We start from the raw sequence: 19,527 nt of genomic DNA, 5'->3' as shown, positions 1-19,527 counted from the left end.
GGGTGATGGCGTCACGAGGATGCGACAGCCAGATCGGAGGCGCCGCTGTACAGCTTGATCTTGAACTGGATGTGCTCCTGGTGCTCGCGCAGGCGGTCGATCTGGGCCTCGACGCGGGCCTCGTGCTCGCGCAGGACCTCGAGGCGCTCGTCTTGCGTCGCGTCGCCGGAGCGCAGCAGCTCCACGAACCGCAGCATCTCCGCGACCGGCATGCCTGTGTACCTCAGGCAACGCAGGAGCTGGAGGAACTCGACGTCGTGGTCGGTGAACGTGCGGCGGCCGCCCGCGGTGCGGCCGACGTGGTGCAGGAGGCCGATCCGCTCGTAGTACCTGAGGGTGTCGATGGTGAAGCCGGTCTTTTCGGTCACCTGGGCCGGGGTGTAGGACGTCACCGGCCCAGGGTGGCACCTGGAGCAGGCTCCAGGTCAAGCGGTGGCGACCGCCCGGCGCACTCCATCGGCCAGCTCCGCCGACAGGCGGTGCACCCCGGACGGGCCTTCGGCCGCCGCCGTGACCAGGGCCGAGCCCACGATCACCGCGTCCGCGAACGACGCCACCTGGGCCGCCTGGTCGCCCGAGCGCACGCCGAGGCCGACGCCGATCGGGAGGGACGTGTGGGCCCGCGTGCGGCGGACCAGCGTCTCCGCGCCCGCGCCGACCTGGTCGCGCGCGCCCGTCACGCCCATCACCGCGGTCGCGTAGATGAACCCGGACGCCGCGGCCACGGTGCGAGCGAGCCGCTCCTCCGACGACGACGGCGCCACCAGGAACGTCCGGTCCAGGCCGTGGGCCTCCGACGCGGTCATCCACTCGCCGGCCTCGTCCGGGATCAGGTCCGGCGTGATCAGGCCGAGCCCGCCCGCCGCGGCGAGGTCACGCGAGAAGCGGTCGACGCCGTAGCGGTGCACGGGGTTCCAGTACGTCATGACCACCGCGCGGCCGCCGCGCGCCGAGATCGACTCGACGACCTCGAACACGTGCTTGAGGCGGAAACCGTTGTCCAGCGCGGTGACCGACGCGGCCTGGATGGTCGGGCCGTCCATCACCGGGTCCGAGTACGGGACGCCGACCTCGATGAGGTCCGCGCCGCCGTCGATCGTCGCCGCGATGAGGTCCTTCGACGCGGCGACCGTCGGGAAGCCCGCCGGGAGGTAGCCGATCAGGGCGCCGCGGCCCTCCGCGCGCGTCGTGGCGAAGAGGTCGTCGATCCCGCTCACTTGTCCACCAGCCCGAACCACTTCGCCGCCGTGTCCATGTCCTTGTCGCCGCGGCCGGAGAGGTTGACGACGATCAGGCCCTCCGGTCCGAGCTCGCGCCCCAGCACCAGGGCGCCGGCCAGCGCGTGCGCCGACTCGATCGCCGGGATGATGCCCTCGGTCCGCGACAGCAGCTTGAACGCGTCCATCGCCTCGGCGTCGGTGACCGGGCGGTACTCGGCGCGGCCGGTGTCCTTCAGCCACGCGTGCTCCGGGCCGACGCCCGGGTAGTCCAGCCCGGCCGAGATCGAGTGCGACTCGACCGTCTGGCCGTCCTCGTCCTGCAGCAGGTACGTCATCGCGCCGTGCAGGTTGCCCGGCGTGCCCTTGGTCAGGGTCGCGCCGTGCCGGTTGCCGTCGATGCCCTCGCCGCCCGGCTCCAGGCCGACCAGCCGCACGGACGGGTCGCCGTAGAAGCCCGAGAAGATGCCGATCGCGTTCGACCCGCCGCCGACGCAGGCCGCGACGACGTCGGGCAGGCGGCCGGCCTGCTCGAGGATCTGCTCGCGGGCCTCGGTGCCGATGACGTGGTGGAAGTTGCGGACCATCGCCGGGAACGGCGCCGGGCCGGCCGCCGTGCCGAACAGGTAGTGCGTGGTGTCCGAATTGGTCACCCAGTCGCGCAGGGCCTCGTTGATCGCGTCCTTCAGCGTCCGCGAACCGGTCTTGACCGGGATGACCTCGGCGCCGAGCAGCCTCATGCGGGCGACGTTCAGCGCCTGGCGCTCGGTGTCGACCTCGCCCATGTAGACGACGCAGTCGAGGTCGAGCAGCGCGCACGCGGTGGCCGTGGCCACACCGTGCTGGCCCGCGCCGGTCTCGGCGATGACCCGCTTCTTGCCCATGCGCTGGGTGAGCAGCGCCTGGCCCAGCACGTTGTTGATCTTGTGCGAGCCGGTGTGGTTCAGGTCCTCGCGCTTGAGGAACACGCGCGCCCCGCCGGCGTGCTCGCCGAAGCGCTTGGCCTCGGTGAGCAGCGACGGGCGGCCCGCGTAGTCCTTCAGCAGGCGGTTGAACTCGTTCAGGAACTCCGGGTCGTGCCGGGCCTTCTCGTACTCGGTGGCGACCTCGTCGACGACGCCGATCAGCGCCTCCGGCATGAACCGGCCGCCGTACGGGCCGTAGTAGCCACGCTCGTCCGGGTCGTGCTCGGGGTTGTGCTCTTCGGTCACCGGGAAGGCCTCGGGCAGGCGGGGTGCGATCCGGCGGTGACCAGCTTGACGAGGGCGCCCTTCGGGTCGCCCGAGGCGACGAGCCCTTCGCCGACCAGCACCGCGTCGGCGCCGTGCCCGGCGTAGGACATCAGGTCGCCCGGCCCGCGGACGCCGGACTCGGCGACCTTGTAGACGTCCATCGGCAGGCCGGGGGCCAGCCGCGAGAAGACGTCGCGGTCCACCTCGAGGGTGTGCAGGTTGCGCGCGTTGACGCCGATGACCTTGGCGCCCGCTTCGAGGGCGCGGTCGGCCTCCTCGGCGTTGTGGATCTCCACCAGCGCGGTCATGCCCAGCGACTCGACGCGGTCGAGCAGCGCGGCGAGCGCGTTCTGCTCCAGCGCGGCGACGATCAGCAGCACCATGTCGGCGCCGTGCAGGCGGGCCTCGTGCACCTGGTAGGGGCTGACGACGAAGTCCTTGCGCAGCACCGGAACGTCCACGGCGGCGCGGACCGCGTCCAGGTCGGCCAGCGAACCGCCGAAGCGGCGCTGCTCGGTCAGCACGCTGATCACCCGCGCGCCGCCGTCCTGGTAGTCCTTGGCCAGCGCAGCGGGGTCGGGGATGTCGGCCAGGTCGCCCTTGGACGGGCTGCGGCGCTTCACCTCGGCGATCACGCCGATGCCGGACTCGCGCAGGGCGGTCATGACGTCGCGGGGCGGCTGTGCGGCGGCCGCGCGGATCTTCAGTTCGTCGAACGGCAGCGCGGATTCCCGCACGGCGAGGTCTTCCCGCACGCCGGCGACGATGTCTTCGAGCACGGTCACCGGGCGCCCCCGCCCGGGCTCGTGGTCACGGTTTCACTCGCAAGGTCGCTCACAAAAACCTTCCCCTTCCCGCCGAAACGATGCTAACCCCCGCATCCGAAGCGCCCGGTTCCGGGTGTGCGCGTTACTCCGAATGCCTGTCACGGGCATCCGTCGGGTCCTCGCCCTCCGACAGGGCTTCCCACAGCTCGGCGTCCGGATCGCGCACCTTCTTCCGGGTGGCCGGGGCCGCGTACTTCGCGCCCAGCCGGGCGCCGCGCCCGGCGCCCTTGACGGCTGCCAACCCGCCGGCGGCGACGAGAATTCCCCCGAGCACGGCCAGGCCGCGCCCGAGCAGCATCTGCGTCACCGGGAGCCCGTCGGCGAACCCGCCGAACCGGACCCCGGCCACGCCCGACCACACCGCGGCGACCCCGGCCAGCGCCAGGACGACGCCGAGCACGCGCCGGGCCCAGCCCCCGGTGGCGATCACCCCGGCCACACCCGCGAGCGCGAGCAGGGCCAGCGGCACGAGCGCCGTGGCGCGCTGCTCACCGGTTTCGCGGTAGAGCACGGTCCCGCGCACGCCACCGTCACGGAATTCGGCGAACCAGGTCAGCCGGGACGCGCCCCACAACGCGAGCGCACCCAGCAGGAGCAGCACGACGATCATCCACAGTGGACGACGGGGCGGCTTCGCGGTGCCGGCCTCGGCTTCGGTGGCGCCGGGGCCGGGCTCACCGGTCACCGAGCCGGTGCCAGCCGCGGACTTTTCGACGCCGACCTGGGCTTCGGCGGCACCGCCGGGCTCAGCGGCCGCGGGACTGGTTCCAGCCGCGGGCTTCGCAGCGCCGACCTCGACCTCGGTGGCACCGCCGAAGCCGGACTCAGCGACCGCACGACTGGTTCCAGCCGCGGGCTTCGCAGCGCCGGCCTCGGCCTCGGTGGCGCCGCCGAAGGCGGGCTCGCCGGCCACCGGGCCGGTGCCAGCCGCAGGCTTCGCGGTGCCCACCTGGGCTTCAGCGGCGCCGCTAAAGCCGGGCTCAGCGGCCGCACGACTGGTTCCGGCCGCGCGCTTCGCGGTGCCAACTTTGACCTCGGCGCCGCCGCCGAAGACGGGCTCGCCGCCCGCCGGACCGGTGCCAGCCGCGGGCTTTTCGGCGCCGACCTGGGCTTCGGTAGCGCTGCCGAAGCCGGGCTCCCGGCCGGTTCCCGCCACGGGCTCCTCGGCATCGGCTCCCGCTCCGGCGGCCTCAGTCGTCCGTCGCTCAGACACGAGCTGCGTCCGCGGCCGGGTCGAGTGGGCCTGCCGCCACCATGGTCTGGGCCGCCGCCACCGCCGAGAGCACGGTCCGCGCCTTGTTCAGCGACTCCGTGTCCTCGTAGTCCGCCACCGAGTCGGCGACCACGCCGCCCCCGGCCTGTACGTGGGCGATGCCGTCCTTCACCAGTGCGGTGCGGATCGCGATCGCCGTGTCGGCGTCGCCGGCGAAGTCGAGGTAGCCGACGACGCCGCCGTAGAGCGCGCGGCGGACCGGCTCCAGCTCCTCGATCAGCTCCATCGCGCGGACCTTCGGCGCGCCGGACAGCGTGCCGGCCGGGAAGCACGCGGTGACCGCGTCGAAGGCCGTCTTGCCCTCGGCCAGCTCGCCGGTGACGGTCGACACGATGTGCATGACGTGGCTGTAGCGCTCGATCTGGAAGAAGTCGACGACGCGCACCGTGCCCGGCTTGCAGACCTTGCCCAGGTCGTTGCGGCCGAGGTCGACGAGCATCAGGTGCTCGGCGCGTTCCTTCTCGTCGGCCAGCAGGTCCTTGGCCAGCTGCGCGTCCTCCTCCGGGTCGGCGCCGCGCCAGCGGGTGCCCGCGATCGGGTGCGTCGTCGCGCGGCCGTCCCGCACGGTGACCAGGGATTCGGGGCTGGACCCGACGATGTCGAAGCCGTCGAGCCGCAGCAGGTACATGTACGGGCTGGGGTTGGACGTCCGGAGCACGCGGTAGATGTCGAGCGCGTCGGCGGCGGTGGCGATCTCGAACCGTTGCGAAGGCACGACCTGGAACGCTTCGCCGGCCTTGATCGCCTCGACGGCCTTCTCGATCGCCGCGTGGAAGTCCTCCTTGGACCGCTTCCGGGTGAACTCCGGCTCGGGCCGGTCGAACGCGGCGACGGTGGCGGGCGCGGGCACCTGCAGCCGCTCGGTCATCGCGCCCAGCCGGGCGACGGCGTCGTCGTAGGCCGCGTCCACGCGCTCGGGCGAGTCGTCCCAGTTGACGGCGTTCGCGATGAGCGTGACCGTGCCCTCGTGGTGGTCGAACGCGGCCAGGTCGGTGGCCAGGAGCATGGTGAGCTCGGGGATGTCGAGGTCGCGCTCGGCCAGCTCGGGCAGCTTCTCGAGCCAGCGGACGGCGTCGTAGCCGATGTAGCCGACCATCCCGCCGGTGAGCGGCGGCAGGCCGGGCAGCGCCTCGGTGTGCAGGGCCTCGATCGTCTCGCGCAGCACGGTCAGCGGGTTGCCCTCGGTCGGCAGGCCGACCGGCGGGGTGCCGGTCCAGACGGCTTCGCCGTCGCGGACGGTGAGCGCGGCCGGGCTGCGGACGCCGATGAACGACCAGCGCGTCCAGGAGGCGCCGTTCTCCGCGGACTCGAGCAGGAACGTGCCCGGCCGGTCGGCGGCGAGCTTGCGGTACACCCCGATCGGCGTCTCGCCGTCGGCGAGCACCCGGCGCACGACCGGGATCACGCGGCGGCTTTCGGCGAGGGCGCGGAAGTCCGCTCGGGACGGGCTGACCGAGCCGGGGCCGGTCGAACCGGCGAAAGCGCTGACCATGAACCTCATTGTGCTGCACCCCGGGAGCCGGGATGCGCGGGGTCCCAAATTCAGCAAATGTTGAATTAACGACCGGGGATGAGTCATGATGGAGGTGTGAGCACCACCGGCAACCCCGAGACTACGGCGCGGCGGCGCGGCCGGCGGCCCGCGGGCCAGGACACGCGCACGGCGCTGATCGACGCCGCGCGGGCGGTGTTCGCCGAGAACGGCTACGACGGGGCGACCGTGCGCGCGATCGCCACTCGCGCCGGGGTCGACGCGGCCATGGTCAACCACTGGTTCGGCAGCAAGGAAGGCCTGTTCGCCCGCGCGGTGCTCGAGCTGCCGTTCGACCCCCACGAGCTGATGGAGACCCTGCGCGACGGCCCGGACGAGGAGTTCGGCGAGCGGATCGTCCGCACGTTCCTCACCCGCTGGGACAGCGCGGGCGGCGGGGTGTTCGTGGCGCTCATCCGCAGCGTCGCCGGCCACGAGCAGGCCGGCCACGTGCTGCGCGACTTCTTCCAGAACTTCTTCCAGCACGTGCTCGCCTCGGTCGGCTCCGACCAGATCCCGCTGCGCACGACGCTCTGCGCGTCCCAGCTGGTCGGCATGGGCATGATCCGCTACGTGGCGAAGTTCGAGCCGCTGGCGACGACGGAGATCGAGACGCTGGTCGCCGCGGTGGCCCCGAACGTGCAGCGCTACATCAGCGGCGACCTCGGCTGATCACCCGGCCCGCCGCCGCTCGGACAGCGCGTAGGCCGGCACGGCGTAGGGCCGCTTCCGCAGCCGGGTGTGCGGGAACAGCACGACCATGCCGCGGCCCCAGCCCCCGACCCGCGCTTCGAGGTTGCGCCGCCCGTGGAAGACGGTGGCGCCGTGTGACGAGGCCGCGGCCCGCAGCACCATGCGGGAGCCGTCGCCGTACCGGACCTGGATGTCCGGCCGGTGCCGGCCCTTGCGGACCGGGTAGTCGGCCACGACGGTCACCGTGGCGGCCCGCCAGCCGGTGTGCCGCACGGCGCGGTAGCGCCGCCACCAGTTGCCGGCGCTCACCACCGACCAGGGCACCGCGACGAGGGCGAGCAGGAGCGGCACGACGAACAGGCCGGTGAGGTGCTGGTCGCCGTTGGGCTCCTCGACCGTGCGGACGTGCGCGGGATCGTCCCGGTCGTAGACGACCGTGACCTCTTCACCGGGCCGGTAGCGGCGGCCGGTGTCGCGGACGATCTCCGCGGTCCGGGACCGGCCGTTCACCTCGAAGCGCACCCGCATCGAGGGCGTGCCCTTCGTCGGGTCGTGGACGCTCTCCACCACGCCGGTGGTGCGGGCGCCCGTCACCAGGAGGTGCTCGGCCGCGTCGTCCAGCTGCGCGAGCCCCGAGGTCGTGCCGAGCAGCACGCCGAACCAGAGCATCGCGATCCCCGCGGCCCGCACACCCAGGACGCGCAGCCGCCGGGTTTCGGCGTCGCCCCCGGCGTCGTCGCCCGGCGGGAGCCAGAGCCCGGCACCGGTCCGGGTGAGCACGGCGTCGGCGCGGCGGTCGTCGGCCCGGATCCGGAGCACGGCGAAGACGGTCAGCCCGGCGAGGAGGGCGAGCACCGCGGCATGCGCACCGAGCGCCCGTCCGGGGCCGGCCGGTGACGCGGCCGCGCCGATCGCGTAGACCGTGAACGCCGATGCCCCCAGCGCACCGGTGACCACCCAGCCCGTTCTCCGCCGTGAAAGCCGTCTCATGACGGCCGCGTAGTCGCGTCCCGGGTCCATTCAGCCGTCCGATGTCCAGCGGTACCCCCGCGCGACAACCGGGATCACGCGCGGGCGCGTCCACCAGGGCGGTCGCGGGAGGATGAGCAGCACCATCGCGGAGCCGTGACCACCGACGAGCACGGGCAGTTCGGGCAGCCCGCCCAGCGCGCGGACGGCCAGGCCCGCGCCGGCCATCAGGACGATGAGCCGGCTGCCGTCCGGGAACCGCACCTGGGCCGGGGGACGGCGGCTGTCCCCGGCCACCGTCACCGCGATCGTCACGGTGGCGCGGCGCCAGCCCGTGCGGCGCAGCGCGGCGTAGCGGCGCCGCCACAGCAGCAGGGTGGCCAGGGCACCGACGATGCCGACCAGCCCGGCCAGCACGAGCGCGCCCGCCGGCACGCCGCCGCCGACGGGGGCGAGCGGGACGGCGGCCAGCAGCACCGCGAGCGACACGATCGCGAAGAACACCTGCCGGTCGCTCCGCTCGCGCGCCAGCCGGGTGTGCTCCGGCGCGGCCACCACCGCGTCGCCGTGCCGTCCGGCCGGGGGCAGCCAGTTCGTGACGGACCTCTTCGCCGCCCGCCGACGCCTCATCGGGTCGTCTTCGCGAACGCCGGAACCGCGTAGCGGCGCGGCCCGCGCGGGACCAGCACCACCATCGCGCTCCCCCAGCCGCCGACCCAGGCGCGGCGCTCCGGGCGGTCCTTCAAGGAGGTGGCGCCGTGCGTCGAGGACGCCGCGCGCAGCGTGAGGCCCGTGCCGCCGGGGTACCGGACGTGGATGTCCGGCGCGTGCCGCCCCCGGCGGACCGGGTAGTCGGGCACGACGGTCACCGAGGCGGCCCGCCAGCCCGTGGCCCGCACCGCCCGGTACCGCCGCGCCCAGCCCCCGGCCGCCACCAGCGACCACGGCAGCCCCACGAAGGCGAGCAGCAGCGGCACGACCAGGAACCCGACGCCGTCCTGGTTTTCGTTCCGCTCCTCGACGGTGCGTACGCGCGCGGGATCGTCCCGGTCGTAGACCACCGTCACCTTTTCGCCGGGCCGGTAACGGCGGTCGGTGTCCCGCACGATCTCCTCGGTCAACGCCGTGTCGCCGGCGACGTAGCGCACCCACATCGACGGCGCGCCGTCACCGCTGCGCGGATCGACGACGCGCTGGACCTCACCGCCGGTGCGGGCCCCGGTCGCCAGGAGGGCGTCGGCCGAGTACCCGACCAGCTCGAGGCCCACGGCGCAGCCCGCCAGCACCCCGGCCCAGAACAGCGCGATCACGAAGGCACGCCGGCCGAGTGACCGCAGCCGCCGGGTTTCCTCTTGGAGGTCTTCCCCGTCGTGGTCGTCCCGCGGCGGCAGCCAGGGCCGGAAGTCCTGTCGCGCCAGCACGGTGACGGCCCGCCGGTCGCCGACGCGGATCCGGAGCGCGGCCAGGGCCACGAGCGCCGCCGAGCCGGCGAGCACGCCGAAGTCGGCCGCGAGCTCCCCGTCGTCGAACCGGTAGCCCGGTTCGGCCAGCGACACGGACGTGCCGACCACGAACACCACGAAGGCCAGCGCGCCCAGCGCCCCGGTCAGCAGCCACGCCACTCTCCCCCGCGACAGCCCCAGTCCCATGCGGTGAACCTAGAGCGGAAACCCGCGTCACGGCGGGGTTCGGGAGGTACCCGACACCAGGGCAACCGAACGCCCCGCCCGGGCGTGCAAGCGGGCAGTGCCCGCGTCAGCGGGACAGCAGCAGCGCGATCAGCGTCACCACGCCCGGCACCACCTGCACGAACAGGATCCGCTTGTTCGCCGTCGCCGCGCCGTAGATGCCCGCGACGATCACGCAGACGATGCCGTAGAGCTTCAGCTGGAAGCCCGTCGGGTCGCTCGCGATCAGGCCCCACACCAGCGCGAGCGCCAGGAAACCGTTGTACAGCCCCTGGTTCGCGGCCAGCGGCGCGCTCTCCTTGGCGAACTCCTCGGTGGTCCCGAAGGCCGCGCGGCCGCGGGGCGTGGTCCAGAGGAACATCTCCAGGACGACGATGTAGACGTGGATCAGGGCGACCAGCCCGACCAGGATGTCGGCGGCGATCTTCACGCGTTGTGCTCTTTCTCGTCGGCCAGGAGCAGGCGCTCCTCGGTGTCGAAACAGGTGTGCGTGCCGGTGTGGCAGGCGGGGCCGGTCTGGTCGACGCGCAGCAGGACGGTGTCGCCGTCGCAGTCGATCCGGACCTCGCGGACGTGCTGGTAGTGCCCGGACGTCTCGCCCTTGACCCACAGCTTCTGCCGGCTGCGCGAGAAGTACGTGCCGCGGCGGGTGGACAGGGTCGCGGCGAGGGCGTCGTCGTTCATCCACGCCATCATCAGCACGTCCGAGGTGGCGTGCTCGACGACGACCGCGGCGATCAGGCCGTCGGCGTTGCGCTTGAGACGCGCCGAAACACCGGCGTCGAGGGTCATGCGTCGACTCCCAGCAGGTACCGCTTCAGCGGCATCGAGTTCAGCAGGACGAAGGCGTAGCCGTACCCGGCGAAGGACAGGCCGGAGAACAGCTTGTTGAACCACAGTTCGGCGGCCAGCAGCAGGAACGCGTGCAGCAGCGCGAACACCACGGTGACGACCAGGCCGCCGATGCGGGCGCTGCCCATCTTCACCGCGAGGCCGGTGGTCACGACCCCGCCGAGGATCAGCGCGAGCGCGGGCACCCGGTAGATGTTCAGGCTGGCCCCCGCGCCGAGCACCGGGATCAGGTCCAGGAGGGCCCACGCCACCGGCAGGCCGACCAGCAGGTCGGCGGTGACCTTGACCTCGACGGGTGCCTGCCAGGACCTCATCGGACCTCCACCCCGCCGTCGCGCAGCGCGGTCTTGACCTCGCCGATCTTCAGCTGCCCGAAGTGGAACACGCTGGCGGCGAGCACGGCGTCCGCGCCGGAGCGCACCGCGGGCAGGAAGTGCTCCAGGGCGCCCGCTCCCCCGCTGGCGATCACCGGCACCCGCACGGCCTTGCGCACCAGCTCGATCAGCTCGATGTCGAAGCCGTTCTTGGTGCCGTCGGCGTCCATCGAGTTCAGCAGGATCTCCCCGACGCCGAGCTCTTCGCCGCGCGCGGCCCACTCGACGGCGTCGATGCCCGTACCGCGGCGCCCGCCGTGGGTGGTGACCTCGAACCCGGACGCGGTCGGCTCGCCGCCCTCGGGCACGCGGCGCGCGTCGACCGACAGCACGATGCACTGGGAACCGAACCGGCGCGAGGCCTCGTGGAGGAACTCCGGCCGGGCGATCGCGGCGGTGTTGATGCTCACCTTGTCCGCGCCGGTGCGCAGCAGCCGGTTGACGTCGTCGTTGCTGCGGACGCCGCCGCCGACGGTCAGCGGGATGAACACCTGCTCGGCGGTGCGGCGGACCACGTCGTAGGTGGTTTCGCGGTCGCCGGAGGACGCCGTGACGTCGAGGAAGGTCAGCTCGTCGGCTCCCTCGGCGTCGTAGCGCCGGGCCAGCTCGACGGGGTCGCCGGCGTCGCGGAGGCCGGCGAAGTTGACACCCTTCACGACCCGGCCCGCGTCGACGTCGAGACAGGGGATCACCCGCACCGCGACAGACATGACCGTCAGCGTAGTCAAGAGCGTTCTAAGCTCGGGCAATGGCACAGGCGGGGCGGCGGCCGGGGCAGACGGAGACGCGGGAGAAGATCCTCGACGCGGCCCGGCACCGGTTCGCGGAGCTGGGGTACGACGGCGCGACGGTCCGCGGGATCGCCGCCGACGCCGGGGTGAACGCGGCCCTGCTGCACCATTTCTTCGGCAGCAAGCAGCAGCTGTTCGCGGCCTCGATGAACCTGCCGGTGAACCCGGCCGACCTGGTCCCGGCCATCCTCGCGGGCCCGCGAGCGGGACTCGGCGAACGGCTCGTGCGCGCCTTCCTGGCCGTCTGGGCGGTGCCCGAGGGCCGGACGCCGTTCGTCGCGATGCTGCGGGCCGCGGCGACGAACGAGCAGGTCGCGCTGATGATGCGCCAGTTCATCGAGCGCGCGGTGCTGGCCGAGGTCGCCCGCGCGCTGGACGTGCCGAAGGTCCGCGTCACCGGGATCGCCGCACAGATGATCGGGCTGGCGCTGCTGCGGTACGTGATCAAGCTCCCGCCGCTGGCCGAGGCGGACGACGAGGAGATCGTCGCGCTGCTCGCGCCGGTCGCGCAGTACTACCTCGACCCGGCACCCAGCCCGTGAACCCGGGCCCGGAAAAACCTCCCGCCCGCGTGCAGCAGCCCGCCCACCTCGTGCGTCCATAGGGGGACGGAAGGGACGTACGTGGGCTTCGAAGAGTTCGTGGAGGAGCGGCTGGACGGGCTGCTCCGCTACGCGACCGTCCTGACGAACGACCCGCACCTCGCACAGGACATCGTGCAGGACGTCCTGCTGCGCGCGCAGCAGCGCTGGGACGGCATCGACGCGCCGCCGACCTACGTCCGCCGGATGGTGACCAACGAGTACCTGTCGTGGCGCCGCCGGGCCGTGCGGCGGATGGTGCCGAGCAGCCACGACGTCCTCGACGCGCTCTCGCCGCCCGAAGCCGATCCCGCCACCGCCTACGACGAGCGGGACGCGATGCTCGGCCTGCTCGCGACGCTGCCCCGCAAGCAGCGCGCCGCCGTCGTGCTGCGCTACTACGAGAACTACTCGGACGCCGAGATCGCCGCCGTCCTGCGCTGCGGCACGTCCACCGTGCGCAGCCAGATCTCCCGCGCGCTCGCCACCCTGCGGACCGCTCCGCACCCGACCACCGTGACCACCGGAGCCCCCGAATGACCCGCAGCGACCACGACACCGAGACGCTGATCCGGGAGAGCCTCGACCGGCTCGCCGCCCGCGCGCCGGACGGTCACGCGGTCCGGAACGCGCTCGCGGACGCCCGGCGCCGCCGCCCGGTCGCCCGGCTGAGCCTGGTGGCGGCCGCCGTGGTCGTGCTGGTGGCCGGGGTCTTCGCCGGCACGCAGCTGCTCACGAGGACGCCGGACCTCGAGCCGGCGGCGGGCCGCCCGGTGCTCGGCTACACCCCCGGCTGGCTGCCCGGCGGCTTCACCGAGCAGTACCGCGAGGGCGGCCCGGGCCTCGCGCCGCAGGTCCGCCGGTGGCTGGCCGGGCCGGCGGAGATCACGCTGTCGGCGTATTCGACGGCCGACCCCGAGTGGTCGGGGCCGGTGCCGAAGATCGCGTCGGCCCAGGACCAGACCATCGTGCACGGCCGGATCGCCATGGTCACCGGCGACACCAGCACCGCCGCCCTGCTCACCTGGACCGCCGACGACGGCCACGTGCTCACCGCCCGGGTCGGCGGGGTGCCGGACGCCCGCGCCGTCGCCCAGCGGATCGCCGAGTCGGTCGAGGCGGCGCCGGTCGGCGTCCGCGGCGAGCTGCGGTTCGGGCCGCTGCCGGCCGGGCTCACCGAACGCTCGGCCGCCGTCCGGGGCACCGGCCCGGGCGACGCGAGCACCGAGCTGACCGCGGCCGATCCGGCCCGCCCGTCGGTCCCGGCGGTGACGGCCGCCGTCGCCGCGGGCTCCCCCGGTGTCGGCGGCGCCGCATCCGTCACCGTCCGCGGCGGCCAGGGGTTCTACTCGGCGCCGAAGCCCGGCGAGCCCGCGATGGTCGCGGTCCGGCTGCCGTCCGGGCGCTGGCTGACGGTGTCGGGTGCGCAGCCGGAATCCGTGCTGGCCGCCGTCGCGGACGGCGTCCAGCTCGACCCCGCACCCGACTACCGCTGGCTCGGCCGGGCTACCAGCTGACCGTCGGGAACCAGATGATCCCGAGCCGGCCGAGCACGCGCACGTCCCAATAGAGCAGCGTGAACGTGCCGCCGACGAGCAGCGCCGCGCCCGTCACGGCGGCGACGCGGCCCGGCTTCGCGGCCAGCCAGCGCTGCACGCGCCCGCCCGTGGCGTGCGTCAGGATCAGGAACAGCACGCCCATGATCACGATGTTGCCGAGCGACTGCAGGGCGAACGCGGCGGCGCCGTAGAGGACGTTGTGCTGCTCGGCGGCGCTGCGGAACATGATCCGGAACAGCGGGTACGGCCGGCCGATGAGGAACCCGCCGATCAGCGCGCCCATCAGCACCAGCGGGGTGGCCGGGTGGCGCCGGGTCAGCCCGCCGATCGGGTTGCCGATCACCCCCAGGGAAACCAGGCCCAGCACCAGGAACACCAGACCGACGACGCCGAAGGCGACCATCGACTGGATGCTGCGCGGCGTCAGCCCGCTGGCCTGCGAGGTGTCGAACTGCGGCATCCGCGTGCCGACGAGCGCGACGATCACGCCGTAGACGATCGACACGGTCAGCATGCCCGCCGCGATCCAGCCGAGCGGCTTGAGCGTGGTCGCGAACCGCCGTTTCTCCCCCGCCTGCCCGCCGACCAGCGGTGCGACCGCGCCGAACGCGGCGATGTTGCAGGCGGTGAACGAGCCGGCGAGACCCGAGACGAACGCGAACAGCGTCCCGGCCAGCACCCCGCCGATCGGGGTGGCCTTCGCGTCGTAGCCGAGCAGCGTGTTGGCCACGCTGTCGCCGATGACGGAGTCGACGAACGGCGCCGACCAGATCGCGGTCAGCGCGAACCCGGCCAGTACCGCGAGCACCACGACCCTCGCCCGGTGCGCGGGATACGGTCCCGCGCCGAAGAAACCCGCTTGCGGATGAACCGGAACTTCGTGTGTGACGGCCATCTACACCCTCCAGTGTGCGGGAAAACCCAGCCCACAAAGCGTTGCAAATATTCCATTGAAGCGCTTCCGCCGAACTGCGCCTCTGGGTTGGGCCGGAAGCGTGCTTGACGCCGTGACCTCGGCCGGCGCAGAATTAAACGCATGACTAATTCTGCGCTCGAGGTCACCGGCCTGCGGGTCCGCCGCGGCGGGCGGCCGGTGGTGCGCGACGTGAGCTTCGCGGTGCCGCGCGGCTCGGTCACCGGGCTGCTCGGCCCGAGCGGCTGCGGCAAGACGACGCTGATGCGCGCGGTCGTCGGCGTGCAGCTCGTCGAAGGCGGCACCGTCACGGTCCTGGGCCTGCCCGCGGGCAGCCCTCCGCTGCGGCGCCGGATCGGCTACGCGACGCAGAACCCGGCCATCTACGCGGACCTGACCGTTCGCGAGGCGCTGCGCTACTTCGCCGCGGTGCTGCGCGCCCCGGCGTCCGATGTGGACCGGGTGATCGCCGAGGTCGGGCTGTCCGACCACGCCGGCAAGCTCGTCGGCTCACTGTCCGGCGGGCAGCACAACCGCGCGAACCTCGCCGTCGCGCTGCTGGGCAAGCCGGAGCTGCTGGTGCTCGACGAGCCGACCGTCGGGCTCGACCCGGTGCTGCGCGACGAGCTGTGGGCGCTGTTCCGCCGGCTCGCCGAAGGCGGCGCGACACTGCTGGTGTCCAGCCACGTCATGGACGAAGCGGCGCGCTGCGACCGCCTGCTGCTGATGCGCGAGGGTGTCCTGCTGGCCGACGACGCCCCGGCGGAGCTGCGACGGCGGACCGGCGCCGCCGACCTCGAGCAGGCGTTCCTCCACCTCGTGCGGGTCGCGTCGTGAACCCCGCGCTGACGCTCGCCACCACGCGGCGCATCCTCACCCAGCTGCGCCACGACCCGCGGACCGTGGTGATGCTGGTCCTGGTGCCGACGCTGCTGATGGTCCTACTGCGGTTCGTGTTCAACTCGACGCTGGTGTTCAGCCACGTCGCGCCCGCGCTGCTCGGCGTCTTCCCGTTCCTGATCATGTTCCTGATCGCGTCGATCACGACGTTGCGCGAGCGCACCACGGCCACCCTGGAACGGCTGATGACGCTCCCGATCGGCCGGCTCGACCTGCTCTTCGGGTACGCGCTGGCGTTCGGCGCGATCGCCGTCGTCCAGGTCGCGCTCGCGGCGGGTGTCTCGCTGTCCTGGCTCGGCCTCGACCTGGCCGGGTCCGTCGGGATGTTGCTGGTGATCGCCGTCCTCGACGCGCTGCTCGGCATGGCGCTCGGGCTGTTCGTCAGCGCGTTCGCGCGCACGGAGTTCCAGGCCATCCAGTTCATGCCGGTGTTCGTCCTGCCGCAGATCCTGCTGTGCGGGCTGTTCGTCCCGCGCGGCGACATGGGCTGGCTGCTGCGGTGGCTGTCGGACGTGATGCCGCTGTCGTACGCGGTCGAAGCGCTGAACCGGGTGACGGCGTCTTCGACGGTGGACGCCGTGATCCTGCGCAACCTGGTGGTCGTCGCCTGCTGCGCCCTGCTGGCGCTGGTCCTCGGCGCGGCGACGCTGCGGCGCCGGACGCCGTGACTACCGTGGGCGCATGGCATCCGAAACGGACCGGCTCGCGGCCGAGCGCTACGTCGTCCTGACCACGTTCCGCAAGGACGGCCGCGCCGTGCCGACCCCGATCTGGGTGGCCGGCGACGGCGGCGAGCTCGTCTTCAACTCGGTGCGGGACGTGGGCAAGGTCAAGCGGATCCGCAACAGCGGCCGCGTCGAGGTCCAGGCCTGCGACCTGCGCGGCAAGAAGACGCACGGCGCGGTGGTGAGCGGACAGGCCCGGCTGCTCGACCTCGACGAAACCCGGCGGGTCCAGCAGGTGATCGGCCGCAAGTACGGCGTCTTCGGGCGCGTGTCGATGTTCTTCTCGAAGCTGCGCGGACCGGCGGACCGGACGGTCGGGATCGCCGTCAAGCTGAGCGAGTGAAGCTCCGGAACCCGCGGCGCAGGTAGTTCGGCAGCGCGTTCGGGTGGTCGAGGGTCGAGGTGTGCAGCCAGACGCGCCGCGCCCCCGGCACCGCCCACGCGTCCGCGACGACGAGGGTGAGCGCGTACCCGCCGAACCCCTTCCCGACGAACTCGGGCAGCAGCCCGAACGTCGTGATTTCGATGTCTTCATCGTGCTGTGGCTCGAAGTCCGCGGCGCCGGCGACCTCACCGCGGTACTCGACCAGCCGGTAGCGCCGCTGCGGTTCGGCGAGCCAGCGCGCCCACTCGTCGTCGCTGCGTTCGGCACTCGGCCAGCGATACGGCGTCCCGATGCGGACGTGCAGGTCCCGGATGAGCGGCGAAGCCTCGACGGCCCGCAGCGTCACCCCGTCGACCGGCGGCGCCGGGTTGAGCTGGTCGGCCGCGGTCATCTCGAGCTGGGTGACGATCTCCTCCACCGCGGCAACCTAGTGGTTCGGCGTGGTCCTGTCAGCCGCTTTTCGGCGTCAAACCGCCGCTCGCATCGCCGCCGCCATGGCCGCCGAGTCGTGGTCCGGACCGCAGCCTTCGACGATCACCAGGTCACCCGGGATGTGGTCGGCGCGCAGGCGCAGGATCGCCCGGTAGGCGGGCGAGTCGTACCACTCCCGCGCCACGGCGGCACTCGGGAACTCGATGACCACCAGCGCGCCGGGCCACTCGCCTTCCAGCACCTGCACCTCGGCGCCGTGCACGACGAACTTGCCGCCGTACGGGTCGAGCGTGGCCTGGATGCGTTCCAGGTACCGGAAGACGTCCTCCGGCAGCACGGCGGGCGGACGCAGGTGCGCGATTCCGTAGGCGTTCATGGTGGTCCTTTCGTTGTCCTGAAAGGAATCCTGCCCGCCCGCGCGCACCGCGTCGATTACCCCGGAGGTAACCCTCAGACCTTCGCGACCGCCGCCAGCGCCTCGGGCAGCGTGAACGCGCCCGCGTACAGCGCCTTGCCGACGATCGACCCCTCGACGCCGTCCGACTCCAGGCCGGCCAGCGCGACCAGGTCGTCCACACTGGACACACCACCGGACGCGATGACCGGGGCGTCGGTGCGGGCGACGACCTCGCGCAGCAGGTCGAGGTTCGGGCCCTTCAGCGTGCCGTCCTTGCTCACGTCCGTCACGACGTAGCGGGACGCGCCGTCGCGGTCCAGGCGGTCGAGGACCTCCCACAGGTCGCCGCCGTCGGACGTCCAGCCACGGGCCGAGAGCCGGTGCCCCGCCTCGGTGATGCGCACGTCGAGGCCGATCGCGACGCGGTCGCCGTACTCGCCGATCACGCGCGCGGTCCACTCCGGATCCTCGAGCGCGGCGGTGCCGAGGTTGACGCGGCGGGCGCCGGTGGCCAGCGCGGCCTTCAGCGACGCGTCGTCGCGGATGCCGCCGGAGAGCTCGACCTGCACGTCCAGCCGGCCGACGACCTCGGCGAGCAGCGCGCGGTTGCTGCCCTTGCCGAACGCGGCGTCGAGGTCGACCAGGTGGATCCACTCGGCACCGTCGCGCTGCCAGGCCAGCGCGGCCTCCAGCGGGCTGCCGTAGGAGGTCTCGGTGCCGGCCTCGCCCTGGACGAGTCGGACAGCCTGGCCATCGGCCACATCAACAGCGGGAAGCAGCGTGAAAGTCACGCCGTAACTCTAGGGCGGAGACCCGCGTCACCCGGTCAGAGGGTCGCGAGCCGACCGGTTCGGCCGATACCCGGCTGCGGCCGGCCGCCGTACTCTCGTCCCAGCTTCAGGAAGGGGGACGGTGGAAGCCAGCGATAAGGAAGGGGGCGTCTCCTTCTCCGAACGGTTGCCGTTCTACGTAGTCGTCCAGCTCGTGAGCGTGCTGCTGCCCGGCGCGGCTCTCCTCACCGAGGTCACTGTGCTAGGCATCCACTACGCCCGGCACCCGGGAACGGACCTGGGTTTCCTCGTCGACGCGCTGTCCGGCATCCGCGGTGCGGGCATTGTGCTCTTCGCCGCCGTGGGTGTCTCGGGGGCGTTCGTGCTCGGTTACCTGTCCCGCGAACTGGCCTTCGGCGCGATGGGCAGGATCGAGCGGATCAGCCGCCGGTGGACCCGCCGCAAACACCGAGCCCCGGAGAGCTGGCAGCGAGTACGCGATCTGGTGGGGGACAAAACTGCCGACGCCCTCGTCGAGCAGCACCACGTGCTCAAGCTGCTGGACGGCAAGGGCAAGGACCTGGGCATCCGGAGTGGCGCAGGGGGCGGGCACGTTGCCGACACCTCCCTCGAGGTCTTCGCCTACAGCAAGCTGTGGCTGCGCGGACGGTCGGCGGCGTTCCGACTGGACTTCGTCGAGCTGGAGATCAACGTCCTGGCCGGCTTGCTGGGTCCGGTGCTGCTCTTCGCCGTCGACGTCCTGGTGGTGGGTGACGAACCGGGCGCCGTCCGGATCACGGCGGTGCCGGTCGGGCTGCTGCTCTGCGCAGCCGTGCTGCGATCGATCCGGCGGCTGCGGCGCACGGAACGCTGGGAGGCGCTCCGGAACTTCGCGTTCGAAGCCGCGATCCAGCAGGCGGAATCGAAACGTGCGATCGGCTAGCCCGACGCGTGGCGCAGATCCGGCAGCATCGCCTCGTCCACCGGCCCGTGGACGGCGAACAGTGCCAGCCGAACGTTCCCGCCGGTACGGTGGGCCGCGACCGCCCGGTGCGTGCCGTCCAGGAGCAGGAACTCGTCGTCGCCGAGAGCGTAGACCGGCAACGTCAGCTGGATGGGCCCGCCGTCGCCGCGGAAGCGGGCTTCGAACTCGGCGATCCGCGCCGCGCGGCCCTCCGGCCAGGAAGCTTCGGTCCGGCCAGTTTCCCGGACTCGCAGCGGCCGGGCGTCCGCGTCGCGGAATTCCCGATCCCGCCCGTCCGGCCCGTTGTACCAGACGGTCCGGAGGTCGCCGAGCAGGACGCGCGAGCGGCTGGTCGTCGCCTCGATGCGGCACTCCGCCTCCAGCCGCCTCCAGTCGAGCAGGGTGCGGATGCCGCCGTCGCCGAAGAAGCGGGCGAAATCAACCACCGGCACAG

At 72.8% G+C, this 19,527-nt stretch carries 26 protein-coding genes; 8 read left to right on the top strand and 18 right to left on the bottom strand.

Going from position 1 to position 19,527, the window contains the following annotated elements; all coding sequences use genetic code 11:
• Positions 1 to 11 precede the first annotated feature (11 nt).
• The 6 genes from VA596_RS34780 to VA596_RS34755 all read right to left on the bottom strand — a co-directional run bounded on the left by VA596_RS34780 (position 12) and on the right by VA596_RS34755 (position 6,041).
• Positions 12 to 392 (bottom strand): MerR family transcriptional regulator, encoded by a 381-nt coding sequence (locus VA596_RS34780; RefSeq protein ID WP_323332745.1) that lies wholly within the window; start codon positions 390 to 392, stop codon positions 12 to 14.
• Positions 393 to 425: 33 nt separating this feature from the next.
• The gene (gene trpA, locus VA596_RS34775; protein WP_323332744.1) at positions 426 to 1,217 is read right to left on the bottom strand and encodes a tryptophan synthase subunit alpha; all 792 of its coding nucleotides are present in this window, start codon (positions 1,215 to 1,217) and stop codon (positions 426 to 428) included.
• Positions 1,214 to 2,446, bottom strand: coding sequence for a tryptophan synthase subunit beta (gene trpB / locus VA596_RS34770; protein ID WP_323333079.1), 1,233 nt, complete (start codon positions 2,444 to 2,446; stop codon positions 1,214 to 1,216). The genes trpA and trpB overlap by 4 nt, the downstream gene beginning before the upstream one ends.
• Positions 2,425 to 3,234 (bottom strand): indole-3-glycerol phosphate synthase TrpC, encoded by an 810-nt coding sequence (trpC, locus tag VA596_RS34765; protein WP_323332742.1) that lies wholly within the window; start codon positions 3,232 to 3,234, stop codon positions 2,425 to 2,427. Before trpC ends, trpB begins: the two co-directional genes overlap by 22 nt.
• Positions 3,235 to 3,358: 124 nt before the next feature.
• Positions 3,359 to 3,886, bottom strand: a complete 528-nt coding sequence (locus VA596_RS34760) for a Trp biosynthesis-associated membrane protein (protein WP_323333078.1) — start codon at positions 3,884 to 3,886, stop codon at positions 3,359 to 3,361.
• A 595-nt stretch (positions 3,887 to 4,481) separates the two neighbouring features.
• Positions 4,482 to 6,041, bottom strand: a complete 1,560-nt coding sequence (locus tag VA596_RS34755) for an anthranilate synthase component I (protein ID WP_323332740.1) — start codon at positions 6,039 to 6,041, stop codon at positions 4,482 to 4,484.
• 96 nt (positions 6,042 to 6,137) lie between these two features.
• Between VA596_RS34755 and VA596_RS34750 the strand changes: the two genes are divergently transcribed.
• Complete coding sequence (locus VA596_RS34750) at positions 6,138 to 6,752, top strand: TetR/AcrR family transcriptional regulator (protein ID WP_323332738.1); 615 nt, start codon at positions 6,138 to 6,140, stop codon at positions 6,750 to 6,752.
• Here VA596_RS34750 and VA596_RS34745 read toward each other — a convergent pair whose 3' ends face one another.
• The 7 genes from VA596_RS34745 to hisF form a co-directional block, all read right to left on the bottom strand.
• On the bottom strand, positions 6,753 to 7,763 hold the full coding sequence (locus VA596_RS34745; RefSeq protein ID WP_323332736.1) for a DUF3592 domain-containing protein: 1,011 nt from the start codon (positions 7,761 to 7,763) through the stop codon (positions 6,753 to 6,755).
• Positions 7,764 to 7,793: 30 nt separating this feature from the next.
• Positions 7,794 to 8,372 carry a hypothetical protein gene (locus VA596_RS34740; RefSeq protein WP_323332734.1) on the bottom strand — a complete coding sequence of 193 codons (579 nt, stop codon included), beginning with the start codon at positions 8,370 to 8,372 and terminating at the stop codon, positions 7,794 to 7,796.
• On the bottom strand, positions 8,369 to 9,391 hold the full coding sequence (locus VA596_RS34735; RefSeq protein ID WP_323332732.1) for a DUF3592 domain-containing protein: 1,023 nt from the start codon (positions 9,389 to 9,391) through the stop codon (positions 8,369 to 8,371). Before VA596_RS34735 ends, VA596_RS34740 begins: the two co-directional genes overlap by 4 nt.
• 106 nt (positions 9,392 to 9,497) lie before the next feature.
• Positions 9,498 to 9,860 (bottom strand): DUF1304 domain-containing protein, encoded by a 363-nt coding sequence (locus VA596_RS34730; RefSeq protein WP_323332731.1) that lies wholly within the window; start codon positions 9,858 to 9,860, stop codon positions 9,498 to 9,500.
• Positions 9,857 to 10,222 carry a phosphoribosyl-AMP cyclohydrolase gene (gene hisI / locus VA596_RS34725; protein WP_323332730.1) on the bottom strand — a complete coding sequence of 122 codons (366 nt, stop codon included), beginning with the start codon at positions 10,220 to 10,222 and terminating at the stop codon, positions 9,857 to 9,859. Before hisI ends, VA596_RS34730 begins: the two co-directional genes overlap by 4 nt.
• Entirely contained in the window at positions 10,219 to 10,596 is a 378-nt protein-coding gene (locus VA596_RS34720) for a hypothetical protein (protein WP_323332728.1), read from the bottom strand. The genes hisI and VA596_RS34720 overlap by 4 nt, the downstream gene beginning before the upstream one ends.
• The gene (gene hisF / locus VA596_RS34715; RefSeq protein WP_323332726.1) at positions 10,593 to 11,366 is read right to left on the bottom strand and encodes an imidazole glycerol phosphate synthase subunit HisF; all 774 of its coding nucleotides are present in this window, start codon (positions 11,364 to 11,366) and stop codon (positions 10,593 to 10,595) included. The genes VA596_RS34720 and hisF overlap by 4 nt, the downstream gene beginning before the upstream one ends.
• Before the next feature lie 38 nt (positions 11,367 to 11,404).
• Here hisF and VA596_RS34710 point away from each other — a divergent pair, with 38 nt between their 5' ends.
• From VA596_RS34710 to VA596_RS34700, 3 genes are all read left to right on the top strand, one after another.
• Positions 11,405 to 11,989: a TetR/AcrR family transcriptional regulator gene (locus VA596_RS34710; protein WP_323332724.1), complete on the top strand. Its 585-nt coding sequence runs from the start codon at positions 11,405 to 11,407 to the stop codon at positions 11,987 to 11,989.
• Positions 11,990 to 12,070: 81 nt separating this feature from the next.
• Positions 12,071 to 12,568 carry a SigE family RNA polymerase sigma factor gene (locus VA596_RS34705; protein WP_323332723.1) on the top strand — a complete coding sequence of 166 codons (498 nt, stop codon included), beginning with the start codon at positions 12,071 to 12,073 and terminating at the stop codon, positions 12,566 to 12,568.
• On the top strand, positions 12,565 to 13,545 hold the full coding sequence (locus tag VA596_RS34700; RefSeq protein WP_323332722.1) for a hypothetical protein: 981 nt from the start codon (positions 12,565 to 12,567) through the stop codon (positions 13,543 to 13,545). The genes VA596_RS34705 and VA596_RS34700 overlap by 4 nt, the downstream gene beginning before the upstream one ends.
• On the opposite strand, the gene VA596_RS34695 is transcribed toward VA596_RS34700, so the two are convergent.
• Positions 13,535 to 14,482 (bottom strand): hypothetical protein, encoded by a 948-nt coding sequence (locus VA596_RS34695; RefSeq protein WP_323332720.1) that lies wholly within the window; start codon positions 14,480 to 14,482, stop codon positions 13,535 to 13,537. The genes VA596_RS34700 and VA596_RS34695 overlap by 11 nt on opposite strands.
• A 141-nt stretch (positions 14,483 to 14,623) precedes the next feature.
• Between VA596_RS34695 and VA596_RS34690 the strand changes: the two genes are divergently transcribed.
• From VA596_RS34690 to VA596_RS34680, 3 genes are read left to right on the top strand one after another with little or no spacing between them, the layout of a single operon-like run.
• Positions 14,624 to 15,337: an ABC transporter ATP-binding protein gene (locus tag VA596_RS34690; RefSeq protein ID WP_323332718.1), complete on the top strand. Its 714-nt coding sequence runs from the start codon at positions 14,624 to 14,626 to the stop codon at positions 15,335 to 15,337.
• Complete coding sequence (locus VA596_RS34685) at positions 15,334 to 16,068, top strand: ABC transporter permease (protein ID WP_323332717.1); 735 nt, start codon at positions 15,334 to 15,336, stop codon at positions 16,066 to 16,068. The genes VA596_RS34690 and VA596_RS34685 overlap by 4 nt, the downstream gene beginning before the upstream one ends.
• A 13-nt stretch (positions 16,069 to 16,081) precedes the next feature.
• Complete coding sequence (locus tag VA596_RS34680) at positions 16,082 to 16,468, top strand: PPOX class F420-dependent oxidoreductase (protein WP_323332715.1); 387 nt, start codon at positions 16,082 to 16,084, stop codon at positions 16,466 to 16,468.
• Here the strand turns inward: VA596_RS34680 and VA596_RS34675 are convergent.
• The 3 genes from VA596_RS34675 to priA form a co-directional block, all read right to left on the bottom strand.
• Positions 16,452 to 16,928 (bottom strand): GNAT family N-acetyltransferase, encoded by a 477-nt coding sequence (locus VA596_RS34675; protein WP_323332713.1) that lies wholly within the window; start codon positions 16,926 to 16,928, stop codon positions 16,452 to 16,454. The genes VA596_RS34680 and VA596_RS34675 overlap by 17 nt on opposite strands.
• Positions 16,929 to 16,976: 48 nt before the next feature.
• Entirely contained in the window at positions 16,977 to 17,318 is a 342-nt protein-coding gene (locus VA596_RS34670; protein ID WP_323332711.1) for a DUF1330 domain-containing protein, read from the bottom strand.
• Between the two features lie 74 nt (positions 17,319 to 17,392).
• A complete protein-coding gene (gene priA / locus VA596_RS34665; protein WP_323332710.1) occupies positions 17,393 to 18,130 on the bottom strand; it encodes a bifunctional 1-(5-phosphoribosyl)-5-((5-phosphoribosylamino)methylideneamino)imidazole-4-carboxamide isomerase/phosphoribosylanthranilate isomerase PriA in 738 nt (245 codons plus the stop codon).
• Positions 18,131 to 18,251: 121 nt separating this feature from the next.
• On the opposite strand from priA, the gene VA596_RS34660 reads away from it, so the two are divergent.
• Positions 18,252 to 19,052, top strand: a complete 801-nt coding sequence (locus VA596_RS34660) for a hypothetical protein (protein WP_323332708.1) — start codon at positions 18,252 to 18,254, stop codon at positions 19,050 to 19,052.
• Here VA596_RS34660 and VA596_RS34655 read toward each other — a convergent pair.
• A complete protein-coding gene (locus VA596_RS34655; RefSeq protein WP_323332706.1) occupies positions 19,049 to 19,519 on the bottom strand; it encodes a hypothetical protein in 471 nt (156 codons plus the stop codon). The genes VA596_RS34660 and VA596_RS34655 overlap by 4 nt on opposite strands.
• Positions 19,520 to 19,527 lie beyond the last annotated feature (8 nt).

The organism is Amycolatopsis heterodermiae (genome assembly GCF_034929455.1).
GTDB classification, from domain to species: Bacteria; Actinomycetota; Actinomycetes; order Mycobacteriales; family Pseudonocardiaceae; genus Amycolatopsis; species Amycolatopsis heterodermiae.
This window is presented reverse-complemented; position numbering and strand designations above follow the sequence as displayed.

What these genes read in the sequence shown, in the direction of transcription:
- VA596_RS34680 (WP_323332715.1), top strand. Translation starts at nt 16,082, where the DNA reads ATGGCATCCGAAACGGACCGGCTCGCGGCCGAGCGCTACGTCGTCCTG.
- VA596_RS34700 (WP_323332722.1), top strand. Translation starts at nt 12,565, where the DNA reads ATGACCCGCAGCGACCACGACACCGAGACGCTGATCCGGGAGAGCCTC.
- VA596_RS34720 (WP_323332728.1), bottom strand. Translation starts at nt 10,596, where the DNA reads ATGAGGTCCTGGCAGGCACCCGTCGAGGTCAAGGTCACCGCCGACCTG.
- VA596_RS34745 (WP_323332736.1), bottom strand. Translation starts at nt 7,763, where the DNA reads ATGAGACGGCTTTCACGGCGGAGAACGGGCTGGGTGGTCACCGGTGCG.
- VA596_RS34710 (WP_323332724.1), top strand. Translation starts at nt 11,405, where the DNA reads ATGGCACAGGCGGGGCGGCGGCCGGGGCAGACGGAGACGCGGGAGAAG.
- hisF (WP_323332726.1), bottom strand. Translation starts at nt 11,366, where the DNA reads ATGTCTGTCGCGGTGCGGGTGATCCCCTGTCTCGACGTCGACGCGGGC.
- VA596_RS34695 (WP_323332720.1), bottom strand. Translation starts at nt 14,482, where the DNA reads ATGGCCGTCACACACGAAGTTCCGGTTCATCCGCAAGCGGGTTTCTTC.
- VA596_RS34735 (WP_323332732.1), bottom strand. Translation starts at nt 9,391, where the DNA reads ATGGGACTGGGGCTGTCGCGGGGGAGAGTGGCGTGGCTGCTGACCGGG.
- VA596_RS34755 (WP_323332740.1), bottom strand. Translation starts at nt 6,041, where the DNA reads ATGGTCAGCGCTTTCGCCGGTTCGACCGGCCCCGGCTCGGTCAGCCCG.
- VA596_RS34670 (WP_323332711.1), bottom strand. Translation starts at nt 17,318, where the DNA reads ATGAACGCCTACGGAATCGCGCACCTGCGTCCGCCCGCCGTGCTGCCG.
- VA596_RS34760 (WP_323333078.1), bottom strand. Translation starts at nt 3,886, where the DNA reads ATGATCGTCGTGCTGCTCCTGCTGGGTGCGCTCGCGTTGTGGGGCGCG.
- VA596_RS34690 (WP_323332718.1), top strand. Translation starts at nt 14,624, where the DNA reads ATGACTAATTCTGCGCTCGAGGTCACCGGCCTGCGGGTCCGCCGCGGC.
- hisI (WP_323332730.1), bottom strand. Translation starts at nt 10,222, where the DNA reads ATGACCCTCGACGCCGGTGTTTCGGCGCGTCTCAAGCGCAACGCCGAC.
- VA596_RS34740 (WP_323332734.1), bottom strand. Translation starts at nt 8,372, where the DNA reads ATGAGGCGTCGGCGGGCGGCGAAGAGGTCCGTCACGAACTGGCTGCCC.